The sequence below is a fragment of the uncultured Photobacterium sp. genome (genome assembly GCF_947502415.1).
Lineage (GTDB): Bacteria > Pseudomonadota > Gammaproteobacteria > Enterobacterales > Vibrionaceae > Photobacterium.
In genome coordinates this window covers 1-17870 of the sequence record NZ_CANMZV010000002.1, presented here as the reverse complement: position 1 = coordinate 17870, position 17870 = coordinate 1, and the positions used below count along the sequence as shown (strand labels likewise).

At 45.9% G+C, this 17870-nt stretch carries 12 protein-coding genes and 5 pseudogenes; 2 read left to right on the top strand and 15 right to left on the bottom strand.

What is annotated here, in order from left to right:
- Positions 1–120: 120 nt before the first annotated feature.
- From Q0852_RS02555 to fabB, 3 genes are all read right to left on the bottom strand, one after another.
- On the bottom strand, positions 121–1134 hold the full coding sequence (locus Q0852_RS02555) for an aspartate-semialdehyde dehydrogenase (RefSeq protein WP_299013471.1): 1014 nt from the start codon (positions 1132–1134) through the stop codon (positions 121–123).
- The gene (locus Q0852_RS02550; RefSeq protein ID WP_299013469.1) at positions 1118–2302 is read right to left on the bottom strand and encodes a 4-phosphoerythronate dehydrogenase; all 1185 of its coding nucleotides are present in this window, start codon (positions 2300–2302) and stop codon (positions 1118–1120) included. The genes Q0852_RS02555 and Q0852_RS02550 overlap by 17 nt, the downstream gene beginning before the upstream one ends.
- A gap of 399 nt (positions 2303–2701) precedes the next feature.
- Entirely contained in the window at positions 2702–3916 is a 1215-nt protein-coding gene (gene fabB / locus Q0852_RS02545; RefSeq protein ID WP_299013467.1) for a beta-ketoacyl-ACP synthase I, read from the bottom strand.
- A gap of 205 nt (positions 3917–4121) precedes the next feature.
- Between fabB and mnmC the strand changes: the two genes are divergently transcribed.
- Complete coding sequence (gene mnmC / locus Q0852_RS02540) at positions 4122–6137, top strand: bifunctional tRNA (5-methylaminomethyl-2-thiouridine)(34)-methyltransferase MnmD/FAD-dependent 5-carboxymethylaminomethyl-2-thiouridine(34) oxidoreductase MnmC (protein WP_299014276.1); 2016 nt, start codon at positions 4122–4124, stop codon at positions 6135–6137.
- Between the two features lie 117 nt (positions 6138–6254).
- Here mnmC and Q0852_RS02535 read toward each other — a convergent pair whose 3' ends face one another.
- The 3 genes from Q0852_RS02535 to Q0852_RS02525 form a co-directional block, all read right to left on the bottom strand.
- Positions 6255–6575 (bottom strand): hypothetical protein, encoded by a 321-nt coding sequence (locus Q0852_RS02535; protein ID WP_299013465.1) that lies wholly within the window; start codon positions 6573–6575, stop codon positions 6255–6257.
- Between the two features lie 211 nt (positions 6576–6786).
- Positions 6787–7953 (bottom strand): nucleotide sugar dehydrogenase, encoded by a 1167-nt coding sequence (locus Q0852_RS02530; RefSeq protein ID WP_299013463.1) that lies wholly within the window; start codon positions 7951–7953, stop codon positions 6787–6789.
- A gap of 220 nt (positions 7954–8173) precedes the next feature.
- The gene (locus tag Q0852_RS02525) at positions 8174–9547 is read right to left on the bottom strand and encodes an MBL fold metallo-hydrolase RNA specificity domain-containing protein (protein ID WP_299013461.1); all 1374 of its coding nucleotides are present in this window, start codon (positions 9545–9547) and stop codon (positions 8174–8176) included.
- A 411-nt stretch (positions 9548–9958) separates the two neighbouring features.
- On the opposite strand from Q0852_RS02525, the gene wecA (Q0852_RS02520) reads away from it, so the two are divergent.
- Positions 9959–11026 carry a UDP-N-acetylglucosamine--undecaprenyl-phosphate N-acetylglucosaminephosphotransferase gene (wecA, locus tag Q0852_RS02520; RefSeq protein WP_299013459.1) on the top strand — a complete coding sequence of 356 codons (1068 nt, stop codon included), beginning with the start codon at positions 9959–9961 and terminating at the stop codon, positions 11024–11026.
- Positions 11027–11077: 51 nt separating this feature from the next.
- Here wecA (Q0852_RS02520) and Q0852_RS02515 read toward each other — a convergent pair.
- From Q0852_RS02515 to Q0852_RS02475, 9 genes and pseudogenes are all read right to left on the bottom strand, one after another.
- A pseudogene (locus Q0852_RS02515) lies at positions 11078–11203 on the bottom strand (ISAs1 family transposase); the annotation flags it as partial.
- Positions 11203–11370: pseudogene (locus tag Q0852_RS02510) on the bottom strand (ISAs1 family transposase); the annotation flags it as partial. The pseudogenes Q0852_RS02510 and Q0852_RS02515, both read right to left, overlap by 1 nt.
- A gap of 35 nt (positions 11371–11405) precedes the next feature.
- The gene (locus Q0852_RS02505; protein ID WP_299013457.1) at positions 11406–12869 is read right to left on the bottom strand and encodes an IS66 family transposase; all 1464 of its coding nucleotides are present in this window, start codon (positions 12867–12869) and stop codon (positions 11406–11408) included.
- Positions 12870–13008: 139 nt separating this feature from the next.
- A complete protein-coding gene (gene tnpB, locus Q0852_RS02500) occupies positions 13009–13383 on the bottom strand; it encodes an IS66 family insertion sequence element accessory protein TnpB (protein WP_299013455.1) in 375 nt (124 codons plus the stop codon).
- Positions 13371–13664, bottom strand: a complete 294-nt coding sequence (locus Q0852_RS02495; protein WP_299013453.1) for a hypothetical protein — start codon at positions 13662–13664, stop codon at positions 13371–13373. Before Q0852_RS02495 ends, tnpB begins: the two co-directional genes overlap by 13 nt.
- 339 nt (positions 13665–14003) lie before the next feature.
- The gene (wecA, locus tag Q0852_RS02490; RefSeq protein ID WP_299013451.1) at positions 14004–15113 is read right to left on the bottom strand and encodes a UDP-N-acetylglucosamine--undecaprenyl-phosphate N-acetylglucosaminephosphotransferase; all 1110 of its coding nucleotides are present in this window, start codon (positions 15111–15113) and stop codon (positions 14004–14006) included.
- Positions 15114–15212: 99 nt separating this feature from the next.
- Positions 15213–16109, bottom strand: a pseudogene (gene galU, locus Q0852_RS02485) (UTP--glucose-1-phosphate uridylyltransferase GalU).
- Positions 16110–16231: 122 nt separating this feature from the next.
- Positions 16232–17356, bottom strand: a pseudogene (locus Q0852_RS02480) (ISAs1 family transposase).
- Positions 17357–17544: 188 nt separating this feature from the next.
- A pseudogene (locus Q0852_RS02475) lies at positions 17545–17676 on the bottom strand (transposase family protein); the annotation flags it as partial.
- Between the last annotated feature and the right edge of the window lie 194 nt (positions 17677–17870).

The following is a 17870-nucleotide window of genomic DNA, read 5'->3' as shown; positions in this document are numbered from 1 at the left end:
AATAGGGTTTTACTATGAAGATCATATTCCAATGTGACCAATGCCAAATATTTTGATGCGAGCAACGGAAATCAATCCGTTAACGCTTTCGCTACTCGCACCTTATATCCGACCTAGGTTTTATAGGTACTCTTCAATCAGTTTTTCGGCAATCTGAACACTGTTAGTTGCTGCACCTTTACGAATATTATCTGCAACTACCCACATATTCAAACCACAAGGATGACTGATATCTTCACGGATACGAGCAACCATAACATGGTCTTTACCGGTTGCATCACCAACCTGGGTCGGGTATTCATTGCCGTGGAACACTTCAATACCTTCAGCGTTTTCAAGCAGGCTGATCGCCTCTTCAACATTCACAGGTTGACAAGTTTCTACATGAACGGCTTCGGCATGCCCATAAAACACAGGTACACGTACGCAAGTTGGGTTTACACGAATATTGTCATCACCCAGGATTTTTTGCGTTTCCCACACCATCTTCATTTCTTCTTTGGTGTAGCCGTTATCCATGAAATCATCGATATGCGGCAGGCAGTTAAATGCAATCTGCTTGTCATAAACATTACTTTCAGCCGGTAAGCCGTTCAGCAGCTTCGCTGTCTGACCAGCTAGCTCGTCAACGCCCTTCTTACCAGAGCCTGACACAGACTGGTATGTCGCCACATTAATTCGCTCAATACCGTATGCTTCATGAATTGGCTTTAGTGCCACCAGCATCTGAATGGTCGAGCAGTTCGGGTTAGCTATAATATTACGGTTACGGTAATCAGCCAGTGCATGCGGGTTTACTTCCGGCACCACCAGCGGTACATCGTACTCGTAGCGGAAACGTGATGTATTGTCGATCACCACAACGCCATAATCGGCAGCAATTGGTGCCCAACGTTCAGACGCTTCAGCACCGGCAGAGAAAAGGGCTATCTGTACCTGACTCCAGTCGAATTCTTCGACATCTGTTACGCGTACGCTTTTGCCTTTAAAGCGCAAGGTTTTCCCTGCACTACGCTCAGATGCAAGTAAATAAAGATTGCGGACAGGAAAATTACGTTCCTCTAGGACTTCTACAATGGCCTCACCAACAGCGCCTGTTGCGCCGAGTACGGCAATGTCATATTCCTGGCTCATGGAGTTCCTCTACTGTAAAACCTAATTTAGCCAGCGACTCTACCCCAAAACGGGCCTCTCCGGCTACCGTAATCGCACTATATTCACGTCGATCCCAGTAATTTTTCCTCATCAGGTCGAATGCCGCAGCCATTTGCGTCTCATCGCCACCTGTACGCTGCATCTCCCGGCGGAACAGAGCATCATCTTTACGCACATCATAGATAAGCTGGAGCAGCGAAAACAAATCTGATTCCTGCCAGTCCTGGCTAAGCTTGACATATGGCACCGGCGCGACAGGAAGCAAACTTGACGCCGCTACATGGTTATCCAAATCGAGAAATTGACAAAAACGGTTAAACACCATCGTCGTCCCGCGCGCTTTTCCTTCCAGACCGTAACCTGCTACATGCGGGGTCGCAAAAGCTAACAATGGAAGCAGCTCAAGATCCACCTGCGGTTCATACTCAAACACATCCAAAACAGCAGTCAGTAACTTCCCTTCTCCAGAAGAACGCTGTTGTAACGCTATTTTCAGCGCCTGATTATCAACAACAGGACCGCGAGCGGCATTAATCAAAATAGAGCCCGGTACTAACTGCCGTAAAAACGACGCATCAACCAAGTGGTAAGTCGGATATATCCCTTCTCGGGTAATTGGCGTATGTAGAGTAATTACATCACATTGCTGCTGCAGGGTTTCCAGGCTATGAAACTGGCGCGGATCACCAGCAGCTTCCTTAAGAGGGTCATTAAGCAAATAACGAACGCCCAGCGCATCAAGACATTGCGCCAAATAACTACCAACGTTTCCAGCCCCGACAATACCAATGGTTTTATCAAAAATTGAAAATCCCTGCTGCTGTCCCAGCACCATCAAACTACTAAGTACATATTCAGCCACACCGACCTTGTTACAGCCAGGAGCCGCAGTAAAGGTGATCCCCCGCTCCGTCAGCAGCGCCTGGTCAATATGGTCCTGCCCGGCCGTGGCCGTACCGACGAAACGCAGCTTATTCGCCTTTGCCAGCAAAGAGGCATTTACTTTGGTAACTGAGCGGATCATTAATGCATCAACATCAATCAAATCATCTGCAGTTAATGTTCGTCCGGGTTTGCTAATCACCTCACCCAACTGACTGAATAAGTCAGCAGCATAAGGCATGTTTTCATCAATGAGGATTTTCATGAGACTTCGATCCTAAATCCTAGTACCTAGAGCCTTAGGCCGGGTAACTAGCATGAGTATAGAGTTAGAATTCAAGGGGTTAATTGTACAACAAAAAAGCCCGGCTTAAAGCCGGGCAAAAAAATCCAGGTTATATAAAACACTAACTTCCGTAATAGAAAACTCCCGCAAAAGAAAATACTATTTACAAAAAGCTAATGTCGCGTCTGTTTATTCGGCACGGGCTACAGACAAGCCAACCTTCTGATTACCTCACCAAAAGCAATCGAAGATTACTCCTTAGCCAGTACCATCCCCGGAAAATGACAAAAGTCATAGAAAAAGGCGTGATTCAAGTGTCGAGTGCCGAGAAATTCCTTCTCTTATTTCCCGAGCCACGCCCTCTTAATTACTCACGTATTAACCTTCGTATTTTTTAATTACCAGAGTGGCATTCGTACCACCGAAGCCAAAGCTATTTGACATGACCGTCTTCAGCTCCTGCTCACGGGTTTCGGTTACGACATCCAGACCTTCGGCAGCCGGATCCAGGTTATCAATATTGATGCTTGGCGCAATAAAACCATTATCCAGCATTAGCGTCGAATAAATTGCCTCATGAACACCAGCAGCACCAAGAGCATGACCTGTCATCGCCTTAGTTGCAGAAATAGCCGGGCTCTTTTCGCCGAACAGCTCCTGAATTGCACCAAGCTCTTTCACATCACCCACTGGCGTTGACGTACCGTGAGTGTTGATATAATCCACAGGCTCATCCAAGTCCTGCATTGCCATTTTCATACAACGCACAGCACCTTCGCCAGATGGAGCTACCATATCGTAACCGTCTGAAGTCGCGCCATAGCCTACAATTTCACCGTAGATTTTCGCGCCACGCGCCAGCGCATGCTCCAGCTCTTCGACAACCAACATGCCGCCACCACCAGAAATCACGAAGCCGTCGCGGTCAGCATCATAAGTGCGTGATGCCTTGCTCGGATTTTCGTTGTATTTAGTCGATAGTGCGCCCATCGCATCGAACATCATGGTCAATGTCCAATCCAATTCCTCACCGCCACCGGCAAAGACGACGTCCTGCTTACCAAGCTGGATAAGCTCCAAAGCATGGCCGATACAGTGTGCAGACGTTGCACATGCAGAGCTCATGGTGTAGTTCACACCACGGATTTTAAATGGCGTCGCCAAACATGCAGAGACTGTTGATGACATAGTACGAGGCACCATATACGGGCCTACGCGTTTGACACCTTTTTCGCGCAGAATATCTACAGCTGCGCACTGGTTTTGTGATGATGCACCACCGGAACCCGCCACTAGGCCAGTTCGGTCATTGGAAACCTGATCTTCAGTAAGACCTGAGTCTTCGATTGCCTGCTCCATAGACAAATACGCAAATGCTGCTGCATCGCCCATGAAACGCATTTTCTTACGATCGATATGCTCAGACGGGACCATCTTCAAGTCGCCCCAAACATTACTTCGCAGCTTCATTTCCGCGAACTGTTCAGAGAAGTTAATACCGGATTTACCCGCTTTTAAAGACTCCAGCACTTCTTTAACGTTGTTACCAATGCTGGATACGATACCCATGCCTGTAATTACGGCTCGTTTCATGATGAATTCCTACTGTCATTTAACGCTAATGATAATAACGGGTTTATTCACAGAAAGTGGTCAGCTTTCCCTTCAATCGGGTACAATCCCTGTCAATTTCACTTTAAATGATCGTTAATGCTTCTGTTTCTGTACCTTAGCAGACTAGATTCAAGCAATAACAATACCCAGTTACACCGAAAAATGAGGTTTCCCCTTGTCTGAACTGTCCAACAAGCGCATTGAAAATGCCATTCTTGACTGGAATGAGTCCGGTACACCGGTATCCAATGACTTTGACGATGTTTATTTCTCCAATACCAATGGATTGGAAGAAACTCGTTATGTTTTTCTCAAACAAAATGGACTACCCGAGCGTTGGGAAACCTTCAACCGCCGCCGCTTTGTCGTGGCTGAAACCGGATTCGGCACCGGGTTAAATTTCCTTGCTGTCTGGCAGTGGTTTAAAGCCTTCCGCAAGGCCAACCCTGATGCAACAACCAAAGAGCTGCACTTCATCAGCTTCGAAAAATTCCCGGTCACCAAAACCGATCTGATCAAGGCGCATCAATCCTGGCCAGAACTGGCTGATCTGGCTGAGCAACTGCACCTCCACTACCCACCAGCAGTTGCTGACTGCCACCGTATCGTACTGGAAGATGGCCTGATTACCCTCGACCTGTGGTTTGGCGATATAAAAAAATGTATGCCTCAAGTATGGACCAATGATGAAGGTATCGTGGATGCCTGGTTCCTGGACGGCTTCGCACCGAGCAAAAACCCGGAAATGTGGAACCAGAACTTGTTTGACGGTATGGCCAAACTCGCCCGAGAAGGCTGTACAACAGCAACCTTTACCGCCGCCGGTTTTGTCCGCCGCGGACTCATTGAAGCCGGTTTCGAAATGAGCAAAGTAAAAGGGTTCGGTACTAAGCGCGAAATGCTGGCAGGCACAGTTACCCTGCGTCAGTACAAGGCCAATTTCAAACCGTGGTATGCACGCACAAAAGCCGACACTGCAGAAGGTATTGCTATTATCGGTGGCGGAGTAGGAGCGGCAACAACGGCAATATCCCTCGTTCGCCGAGGCATCAATGTCACCCTGTATTGTGCCGACCATCAACCAGCAGAAGGAGCATCAGGTAACCGCCAGGGAGCTGTATATCCGCTACTCAACGGCTCAAACGATGCTCTGTCGCGCTTCTTTGCCCCGGCCTTCCTCTATGCCCGCCAATTTGTCGAGCAGGCCACAGAGAAAACATCATTCGCTCACGACTGGTGTGGGGTAACTCAGCTGGCTTGGGATGAGAATGCCAAACAAAAACTAGGTAAAATGATGAGCGGCGGCTTCCCTGAAGAGCTGATCAGAGAATTGGATATTCAACAGACTGAACAAATTGTTGGTTTACCTTCTGGTCACAGCAGTGTGAACTACCCGTTGGGCGGCTGGCTATGCCCACAAGAACTAACCCGAGCACTGCTTCGACACGCAGAGGAAAGCGGCCGTCTCACAATAAAGACCGACGCCGATATCTGCCGACTGGAACAACAAAGCGATGCTTCTGGCTGGGTTCTGACAGACAACCAGCACAACCAATACCAGCACACCAGTGTAATTATTGCCAACGGCCACCGTTTTGCTGAATTTGCACAAGCTAAGGAAATCCCGGCTTACTCAGTACGTGGACAGGTCAGCCATATCCCGACTAACACAGCGTTATCAAACCTAAACACGGTACTGTGCTACGACGGCTACCTGACTCCGGCTAACCCGGCAACGCAAAGTCACTGCATCGGTGCCAGCTACGATCGCGGCAATACTGATTTAACCTTTAGCGATTCAGAACAACACGATAACAAGCAACGCTTGATTAATTGCCTGCCGGATATCAACTGGCCAACAGATATTAATATGACAGAAAATCAAGCACGTGTCGGCGTTCGCTGTGCTAGCCGTGACCACCTGCCATTTGTCGGTAATGTTTGCCGTTACGATGCTCTAATAGAGCAATATGCCGACCTGAAAGATAAACAGGAACAAGCTGAACCTGTTCCCACCTACTCAAACCTGTATTCCATGATTGGTCTGGGCTCTCGTGGTCTTAGCTCAGCACCGCTTCTTGGTGAACTGCTGGCATCGCAGATATGTGGTGATCCGCTACCACTACCTAATGACATGCTAGATGCACTTCATCCAGGACGGATGTGGGTAAGAAAGTTAGTTAAAGGGAAGAAGATTTAAAGATAAGGGCCTAAACGCAACTTCGTATTACCAATTTCAAGATATATGCATAAAAAAAGCGAGTGATTGAATCACTCGCTTTTTTCAAAATCGAAATTCCAATACTCACCACCTACCCTATTCAGCCTGCACTGTCACAGGAGGGGCTGGATCATCACCGCCACCGGTATCAGATACAGCCACGCCAATCACTACAGCTGCCACACCAATCGCAAGTACTGTTGCAGTTAGTCCTCCAGCTGAAGCAGCCAAAGCAGTATCAACCCCAGCAGCCGTACCTGTAGCATCTACCGTAGCTTGCGAGGCCGTTGTTACAGAAGACGCAGAAGGAGCATTTGTCGATGTCCTTGAGCCCGCTTGGGTCGCAGCCCCGTCGGCAGCGCAAGCCGACATACTCATCATCCCAGCACAAACCAGTGCAATTATTGATTTATTCATATCATTCCCCGAAATACTGCGAGCTTATTGATATGAAAGTAAGTATAGGACAGCTTCCAGAGTCTGGTTCCTAGATCCTAAGGGTGAGACGATAAGATATCGATATAAGAGTTTTTTTGCAGGAAGGGAGGAAATAATAAGTGGCGAGACAGGTAAACAAAACTCCCGCCACTCATTTTTAAAGCAAGTTTCTTTTTAACTCACTTAATTATCAATCAGAGCCAAACAAGTCACGAGTATAGACTTTATCTGCAACATCCTTCAGATCGGCTGACATACGATTAGATACAATCACATCCGACATCTGCTTGAACTGATCCAGATCTGTTATCACTTTAGAGTTAAAGAATTCATCTTCTTTGAGTACTGGTTCATAAACCACCACCTCAATACCCTTTGCTTTGATGCGCTTCATAATGCCCTGAATTGATGACGCGCGGAAGTTATCGGAACCAGCCTTCATGATCAGACGATAAACACCCACCACTTTTGGCTGTTTACTGATAATCGAATCGGCGATAAAGTCCTTGCGGGTACGGTTGGCATCAACAATTGCGCCAATGATGTTATTCGGCACTTCCTGGTAATTTGCCAGTAATTGCTTGGTATCTTTCGGTAAGCAATAGCCACCATACCCAAATGACGGATTGTTATAATGCGAACCGATACGTGGGTCCAAACCTACACCTTCGATGATTTGGCGGCTATCTAAACCATGAGCCTCAGCGTATGAGTCCAACTCATTAAAGTAAGCAACACGCATAGCAAGGTAAGTATTCGAGAACAGCTTAACCGCTTCGGCTTCAATCGAATCGGTATACAAAACAGGGATATCTTGTTTTACCGCACCTTGCACCAGCAAATCAGCAAACTGCTGCGCGCGCTCAGAACGTTCACCCACAATAATTCGCGAAGGATAGAGGTTATCGTAAAGTGCACGACCTTCACGCAGGAACTCCGGTGAAAAAATCAGGTTCGCACAACCCAACTCTTCTTTAATTCGATGCGTATAACCAACCGGCACTGTCGATTTAATAATCATAACGGCATCAGGGTTAATCGCCATTACATCTTTAATAACGGCTTCTACCGATGAAGTATTGAAGTAATTTGTTACCGGATCATAATCTGTTGGCGTTGCAATAATCACAAACCTAGCACATTCATAAGCCTGCTGCTTATCAAGCGTTGCAGTAAGATTGAGCGCATGACTTTTCAGGTATTCAGCTATTTCTTTATCTTCGATCGGAGAGATGCTCTGGTTAATTAGCTCTACTTTTTCTTCAATGATATCTAGCGCTACTACCTCATTATGCTGTGCTAAAAGCACGGCATTCGACAGGCCGACATATCCTGTACCTGCAACAGTAATTTTCATTACTCAACCTCAAACTATTCAACTATCAGCAACCAGACAAAACAAGTGGTGAATCATTCAACATAATGATTTTCAAACGCCTGCAAAAAGAACAATTATCCAGTGCTGTAACAATACTGGCAAAATACTACCTCAGATCACTATAGTAGAGTAGTTTATCGACCTAATTACCGTCACTTATTCTTGATTGGCATCAAATAGCTATGCTATTTAGATACCGCTACTCTTTCGCTGCAACAATAATTTCGCACTCAGGTTTTATCTCCCCTAACTTTTTCGCCAGGGCCTCTTGTGCAGACAAGTCACCATGAACAATACGAATTTGCTTCGGGCCACACTCAATCCCCGCCACAAAATTAAGAAGGTCAGCCTGATCGGCGTGAGCCGAATAACCTGACATTGAATGAATGCCTGCATTGACTTCAACCCGCGTCTTATTGATTTCTACATGTTTCAAGTTAGACAACAAATTACGACCTAATGTCCCTTTTGCTTGATACCCAACCAGGATCACATCTGTTCGATTGTCCGGTAACAACGCCCCAAGATAATTCATAATACGCCCACCCGAACACATTCCACTTGCAGTAACAATAATTGCAGCTTCTCCAGTAACCTTAAGTCTGTTCACCAATGCCACATGATCAGAATGTTGGTTTACAGTTATGCACTGCTGAAAGGAGAGCGGATGGCGGCCATACGATAACCGCACCTTCGCTTCTTTGGCCCAAAGTCGCTGAAACATCAAGTACTGCTGCGTTATTTCAATAGCAAGAGGCGAGTCCAATATCACGGGTATTCGCTTCCAACAAAGATCGGCGCTAGTGCCCCCAAAACGTTCCGGAATAACTTTCGCTATGATATTTTCAATATCAAACAATAATTCCTGAGTTCGTCCAACGCTAAAAGCCGGGATCAAAATAGACCCACCATCCTTTAGCGAGCGCTCTATGACCTTTTCCAATTGCAACTCCCGATCACCAACCGATAAGTGACAATGATCACCATATGTACTTTCAATTATCAAGGTATCAACAGACTTTGGAGAAACAGGATCAACAAGCAAAGGAGTTCGAGAAGGGCCAAGGTCACCAGAAAAAACGACAACTTGGTTATCAGGAAGGGTTAGTTCAATATAAGCAGAACCCAGAATATGACCCGCAGGTCGAAAACAAAAGCTAACCAACTCTCCATCAGGCAAGATGAGCTGCGCCCGACAATCATAGGGAATAGGTTTAATAAGACCTTTGACTATTTGTGTGAAACGCTCGCACTGAAGTTTATTAAATCCAAGAAAAGTCTTTAATCCATCTTCAAGCATCAAAGGCAATAGCGCTGCTGTTGCTTCGGTAGCATAAATTGGACCTCGAAAACCTGCTACCAAGAGCCACGGCAACCTTCCAACATGGTCGATATGACTATGGGTTAAAAGCAGAGCCTGAATATGTTTAATTGGAAAATCAATTTCAAGTAGACCATTAGCCTCTTCGCCCTGAAACAAACCACAATCAACCAAAAAGCCATAAGCACCTAGCCGTAACTCGTGACATGATCCCGTCACACCGACACGAGCACCGTGATGAATTATTTGCACAGTACCATCCTAGCCTTAAGCATCCTTACCAAGGTGAAATGATAATGACAGAGGTTAAAAGCTAAGTTCACCTGAGCAGCAAATTACTCGAGATGTATCACGAAAAACCTTAACTAACAGTTAAATCCAATTGTCTTAGCGAAGAATACTTCTCACTTCAAGCTTTCATATTCAGTCTCAAACACCACAATTTTGACTCTTCTATAGATAGCGCAAAAAAACTTTACTAAACTTCAATTAGAAAAAATTTACAACAAGTAAAACAGATAAGCATAATAAAAAAGCACAATAAAATGTTAGTTCGGTCAATTTTTTATGAGAACGAGTTCATTTACTCATGTGACTTTACCCCGATAAGCAATAAGTATAATATTAATCGGTTTTTGCTTTTATCGGAAAAAGGTGTAATCAATGGACACTGGTCTTACGCTTACTTTTGTCATCTCTTTTTGCAGCCTTTTTATTCTTAGAAAGCTTGCAAAAAGAATTGAACTTGTGGATATCCCATCAGGCAGAAAACAACATCAGGGAGTGATCCCATTAGTCGGTGGTATCGCGATTTTCTTTACCGTGGCACTAACATTATTGCGAACTCCAGAAATCACCGAAGAGCCAACCTTATACCTCATCTGCGCATCTATTCTAGTGTTCACCGGAGCCATCGATGACAAATTCGATATCAGCGTTAAGGCAAGACTCATCATTCAAGTCCTAATGTCTGTCATCATGATAAAAACAGGCGGCCTCTTCCTCAGTCAGCTCGGCAACTTAATCGGCTTGGGAAATATCAACATGATTTTACCGCTAAGTTATATTGTCACAATTCTGGCCGTATTAGGGGCAATCAATGCCTTCAATATGGTCGATGGTATTGATGGATTATTAGGCGGCCTAGCCACGGTTACCTTTGCCTCTTTAGGCTATCTTTTCTGGCTAGATGGACAACATAATTTGTCACAATTCTGCATGGTAATTGTGACAGCAACCCTTCCCTATATCATGCTTAACCTAGGCTTCCCCCTTGGCCAACGATTCAAAATTTTCATGGGAGATGCAGGTAGTGTTTTCATCGGCTTTACCGTAATTTGGCTCCTTATTAACGGCAGCCAGGGAGAGCACTCCGCCTTTCGCCCTGTCACAGCCTTATGGCTTATTGCCCTGCCACTGATGGATATGGTCACCATCATGTTCCGCCGTGTTCGTAAAGGTCAGTCGCCGTTCAAACCGGATCGTGAACATTTGCATCATATCTGCCAACGCCTAGGTTTATCACCTCGAATGACCTTACTAGCTATCTGTACTCTAGCCACCATCTTCGCTTATATCGGTATTCTCGGCGAACAACTCCAAATTAATGAAACGGTAATGTTCGGTGCATTCTTAATGCTATTTGCCATCTACTTCCTAACCATTAGTTACAGCTGGCGCATTACAACCTACCTACGAAAAATCAATGTAAATCTGCCCCAACTAAGATAATGTATTAATAATTCGAGTGGCCACGGCACAGAAATCGCGTGAACATCCCCGTCACGCAAGGCATCCAAGCACCTGACTTAAATAGTTTTCATCCATCGCGCACATCATTCTCTTGCATTGAATGCCACCTTTGAAGCGCTTTTCTTGCTTAAGAAGGTTCAAACACCAGGGCAAGATTACGAAGCCCCTTGCCCCGTAAGGACTTGCGCCAGATAAACATTATTTCTTCCTGCCCGTTTTTGTTTACGTTTTAATCCCGCTTTAAATGTCTTATCTGCATTCAGCAAATTTAACGCTATATGGCGGATAGCGGCAAAATTCTCACCCGCTTGATCTCGACGTATATGGCATTCATCCGTAAGCGGGTATTTCTACCCACCTAGCTATTAGTGGTCGTATTGCTATAGGGCAGAAGATCACTGACATCACAGCCTTCTTCTCGCTGTGGTAGCTCCGTCAGGACATGCCGCAAATAGGCATAAGGCTCCACGCCGTTGGCACGGCAACTGAGCATGATACTGAACAAGGTCGCACTGGCATTTGCCCCGCTTTGGGTATCAGCGAACAGCCAGGCCTTCCGCCCGGTTGCTACCGAGCGGATCTCCCGCTCAACACGGTTGTTGTCTATTGGGTAATAGCCATCCTCAACATACTTTTCAAGGTAGACCCATTGTTTAAGCGCGTAACTGACCGCTTTCCCCATCGGGCTTTGCGGTAGCAGTTTGACTGCTGCTTTATTCAGCCAGCCGTGGAAGGATTCAAGGATCGGGATACTGTCTTTTTGCCTCATCGCATACCTTTCTGATGCCGACAAGGATTGGGCTTTATTTTCGATGGCATACAACTTCTGGATATAGCTCAGTGCCTGCTTGGCCTGCCCCGTTTTTTTCGGACTCAGGTCGAGGGCGTCCTTGAACTTACGCCGGGCATGAGCCCAACATCCGAGGTGAGTCACGGTTTCTAGCATCCGCCAGGCCGAGTAGCCATCGGTCATGATGGTGCCTTCATAGCCGTCGAGGAAGGCCTTGGGATAAGCATGCCCCCGGCCCGGCTGGTATTCGAACAACACCACCGGCGTTGTGCTCTGTTCGGGGCTGGAATAAGCCCAGAGGTAAGATTTACTTTGGGCTTTCTTGCCAGGTTCTTTCAACACCTGAAGCGTGGTTTCGTCACCGTGGATAACCACTTCTTTGAGCAACGCCCTGCGCATGGCCAGATAAATCGGCGAAAGCAGTTCGGCGGTCTTTATCATCCAGTTCGCCAAGGTCGTTCGCTGGATATCAACACCGACACGCGCCAGCTCTTTTTCAATACGGTATAGCGGCAGGCCGTCGGCATACTTGCTGACCGCTACGGTCGCAAGGGTACCTGCCGTAGCGATACTGCCGGGAAGCGGCTGCCGGGAAGCGGCTGCCGGGAAGCGGCTGCCGGGAAGCGGCTGCCGGGGCATGGATGCGATGATGATTTTGCTGCCTTCGCCATGATTTTCGCAATGACGGCAAGCGTACTTCTTGCGCTCATGACGTAGTACTTTCACTTGCTTGGGAATGATTTCGAGCTGCTCAGAGGATTCGACACCGATGGCATGCAGTGCACCCTGGCAGTAGGGACAGATCTTTTCATCCTCAGCTAAATCGTACTTGATGACCTCGCGGGGTAAGTCCGGATTAATGGGCTTACGGCCACGCTTGCGTGTGTAGGTAACAGTTTCCATCTCCGGCTCATCGTCGGACAGCCCAGTGTCTGTCAGCGATTCCGCTTCATGAACAGGCAGCCCTGCGCCGGGAACTTCTCGCTTTGCGGCAGGTAGCGTTTGGCTTGTGCCAGCCGGAACAGCTCCCACATTTCGGCAATGCGGGATTCGTAATTTTGAACCAGGCTATCGATATAGGCTTGGATTTCTGGGGTGATACCCGAGGGCTTTTCAAGTTCCTTTTGCATAATAAAAGTGTAGTAAAAACAGTGGGTTTTTCCATTTTAAGTCACTGTTTAAACGAAATTTTCATCCCATTAATGGGCTGGTGCGCAACGGCATTTTGCCAGTTTAAGCCATCAAGCAACCACCGCAGTTGCCTGGCAGTGATTTCCATGGCAACCGTGTCTTGCGGGTATCGGGGCCACTTGAACTTGCCGTTTTCCAGCCGACGGTAATGGAGCCAGAACCCATTGGTATCCCACTGCAAGATTTTTAGCTTGTCCCGACGACGATTGCAGAAAACGAACCAGTGCGGCCCCACCGGGTTAAGTTCCAGCACGTCTTCTACCAGCAGACCTAAGGTGTTGATGGATTTGCGCATGTCAGTGATCCCGGTAGCCAGGTAAATGTTGCCTGCCGGTGAAGTGATCATGGCAGGCATTTGATGAGTTGCGGCAACAATGTTAATGCAGCAGTGTCATTGACTGAGAGCCGGTAACCACTGGGTGTTTCAATGACCAAGGCCACTGAGGATGAAGGCATTGAAATCGGCACTATGACACTTTCAGGCTCGTGCGATAAAGCCGTTAGTTTTTTCTGCCAGTAATAAAACTGCGACTGGGCAATCTGGTTCTGCTCACACCAGGTTGCAATGGTCAGGCCGCTTTCCTTTTGGTGTTGCAAGCGATCATGCCACAGGGCGTTTTTATCTTCACGAGTCATGATATAGCTCCCTCATTAACGGAGCTATATCAATACCAAGTATTCATGGTTACCGGAATGTGGGTGGAAACACCCGCTTACCACCAAGCGGCAATGGTCAGATCGCTGTCCTTCTGGTGTTGCAAGCGTTCTTGCCATAGCTGTGTTTTGTCTTCGCGAGTCATGATATAGCTCCGTTAATTAAGGAGCTATATCAATACTAAGTATTGATGGTTATCTAAATGTGGGAAGAAATGGGCGCTTACGTTAATTCGACGCTTACATACAAACTTCATCAAAAAAGCCCTGTGCATTTGGTAACAGGGCTTTGAGTTTTAGCTACCGCAGCAAAAATCGATACTATTTCGAGCTTTGTGCACCAACAGAAGTCACGCTTTCTGACTGCAACGGCTTATTCACTCCAAATAAACGATGGATGAACGTCGTAATACGCCAAATATGGCTAATGACAAAAAGGTATGCTGCAAATACCGAAAGGAAACTAACGAACATGACACATTCGTTAATTTTTTCCATATCGGACCAAACACCAATGCCTGCCATAATAGATGCCATCAGGCAAATTACAAACAGTGACATATGTGAGGACAGTCCAATGCGCTGACAAATATGATGCAAATGTTCACGATCCGGTTTGAACGGCGACTGACCTTTGCGAACTCGGCGGATCATGATGGTTGCCATATCCATAAGAGGAATCGCAATCACCCAAAGTGCGGTAACCGGGCGAATATGAGTGGTATTAGTACCTTGTGTCGCTTCAATTAAAAGCCAAATTACAGTAAAACCGATAAAGATACTACCGGCATCTCCCATAAAGACTTTAAAACGACGGCCAAGCGGAAAACCAAGATTAAGCAAGATATAAGGCACCATAGCTGTCACAATTAAGCCACATACCATAGCAAGCTTCATGTTACCATCAACCAGGAACATAAAGCCCAGAGCGCCAAACGTGACAGAAGCCAAACCACCCAACAAACCATCAATACCATCAACCATATTAAAGGCGTTAATAGCACCAATCACCCCCATTATAGTAATAACATAACTGGCGGCAACAGATAGCTCAATAGCTTCACTTCCCATCAGATAGCCCAAATTATGAAGGCTCTTGCCGCCAATCAAAATCATCGCTAATGAGACGGCAGCCTGAATCACCAAACGTATCTTAAAACTAATATCATAGCGGTCATCAATTACCCCAGTGATCACTAGCACAGTCGCACAAGCTATGAATAGAAAGGTATCAGCATCCGTTTCTAAAAAGAGTAAGAATGCGATAGCGAGTGTAACAAAGATCGATACACCACCAACAAGTGGAATCACTCCCTGATGCAACTTACGTGCATTTGGCTTATCAACGAGGCCAATACGTTTTGCAACCTTCCTGAAAACAAACAGGCTACAAAACGACAAAACAAAAACAAAAAGAAATGCGGTAGACATAAGAATATTTTTCGTTTGTGTATGAAGAACAAAACAATCGCCCTTATACCATACCATAGCGTTTATATACCATGGTTATCAGGGCGACAAATCCGATAATTAGCTAACGATTTTCATTACCATTACATCAACTGATAGTGCTTTAAGATAGTCTTTAAAATCCGCACCTAACGAGTCATGGCGCAAGCCATATTCCACAAACGCTTTAAGGTAACCGAGTTTATCACCACAGTCGTGAGATTTACCGGTCATGTGGAAGGCTTCAACCGTTTCTTCCGCCATCAGCTATCAATCGCATCGGTTAACTGGATTTCATCACCAGCCCCCGGAGGGGTGATAGCAAGTTTATCCCAAATCTTTGATGAGAGCACGTAGCGACCAACAACAGCAAGATTTGACGGCGCATCTTCGACGGCAGGCTTCTCGACCATTGCCGTCATAAAATGAGACTCACCACCAATAAGGGCTGCACCACCACAATCTACTACACCATACTTTGACACATCATGCATTGGCACAGGTTCGACCATGATTTGGCTAGATTGAGTAGCCTCAAAACGTTGAACCATCGCAGCTAAGTTTTCTGTGTGCTGGTCAGCGGTATACTCATCCAAAATCACGTCAGGCAATACTACAGTAAAAGGCGCATCACCAACCAATGGTTTGGCACATAAAACTGCGTGACCAAGGCCCTTCGCATGCCCCTGGCGAACATGCATAATTGTCACATCAGGTGGACAAATTGACAGAACCTCGTCCAGTAACTAACGTTTCACCCGCTTTTCAACTCATAAGAAGTATCAAAGTGGTTCTCGATCGCATTTTTGGACGAATGGGTGACCAGCACGATCTCTTTAATGCCTGCGAAAACACACTCATTGACGATATACTGAATGAGCGGTTTGGCAACATCTCTTTCGGGATCGCCTTGGTCGCCGGCAGCATACGTGTCCCTAGCCCCGCCACGGGAATGACGGCTTTTGTTATTTTTTTCATAAAAGTCCTTAATAAAAACCTCTACCGTGCCACCTATAAAAAAGTAACGGTCACATGTTCCATCGAAATACAGATATAGCGCGATAACCGCTAAGGCCACGGAAAAATCATGAACATCCCCGTCATTCAAGGTTTGCGAGAACCATCGAGAGGTACTCTGTTTCCATCGAGCACTTGGCCCTTTTATGCCTAACACTCGCTTTAAAGCTTGTTTCACTTCTAAGCATATTCAAACACATCTACCTGATCCTTGCAAAATTCTCTGCTCTGTCATCTGCCCTTTTGCGTGAACCATCCTCACCAAATTCGGTATCAAGAATCCAATGCATCGACTCGACAAGCCAATGTGAACGCGTTGCGCTTAACAAAGTTTTAACACCTAGCGCCTTTGAGCTAATGTAGTATCTAACCGACACTTCTGATTCATGCGCAACATCTCCTTGTTGCCTTATTGAGACGACAATGCCCATCGTATTTATGCCCGGCCAGTCATATTCTAAATCACCAAGAACAGACAAGTCATCATTCACTAAAGCGAGTCTCGTTTCCTGCTGACCGCGTGATTTCTCTTGCGTGCTATACGTGTCTCCATCATGGCTTTGCAGCATACCCATATGAAAATAGTCATCAAAAGCCTGCCCCAACTTGCCATGATTTCCTTTTACCGCCAGTAAGTAATCCGCGTTTTTGTCTAGCACTTTCTGAGCAATTTTTTTCTGGCACCCAATCGCATCTATCGTCACTAGCCCCCCTGAAACATCAAGTAAATCTAGTAACTTAGGTATCGCGATTATCTCATTTCTCTTCTCGTAAACCTTCTCCTGGCCAAGGCTAACTCCATTTTCAGTCGCAAAGGCGTTCACCATATGAATTGTACCTAGACCTCTAGAGTTATCATAAGAGCCACAAACAGTTTTACCATCAATTGCAACTACCTCACCTTCCGCCAGTTCACAGCAAGATTTCATCCATTCAATAAAGCACGTTTGTAATCGCGTGGGATTTATCATCCCCATCACTCGAGCGATCGTCGAAACTGATGGTAAGCCTCCTGAAAAATCCCCAAGAAGCTGCAAAAATCTGAGATGACTTTCACCAAAATGATAGATACCTTTCCAGTCATCCTGACCAGCCAAGACAGCACAGATTGTTAACAGAATGATATCAATTAACTTGTGCTCGACTTTCGCTGTTTGCCGGTGATCTCTTATTACGCTGAAGTGCATAAATGGTTTTGGCTCACTCATGATTTGACCTCCAAATTGTCTTATGGAAGTATTTAAAAGGATTGAAAATGATCTACAAATCGATCATTAGATCAATTCGGTAACTTTGCTATCGGTCGGATTTTGAATAGCACAGACTCATTCATTTCAAAAAATATCCTTAAAAATCAATGCTGAAAATGATTTTTCCCTGTACCGAGTTCGGATGAAAAATCAGTGCGAGAAACACCAAAATCATGGATGCCTTCCCATGAATCAAAACCCGACAAAACACCGCAAACTGTCAGCAGAATAATGTCTGACAACTTGTAGTTCACTTTACCTTTTTGAAGATAATCTTTACGCTATGTTCCCCTCAACTGTTGCTGAAGACTTAACATCCTGTTTTCGTTAAGTTCTTAAGTAACATCCATGTATCTATGCCAGCCAAGATAATGATCTAAGTATTTCGTTGCCACTCCCCCCTGTGTCAGGATAGTTGTCGCCTAATTTAAATCCGTAGATTAGACAGGGGGCGGTAAGCAAAATATATGTC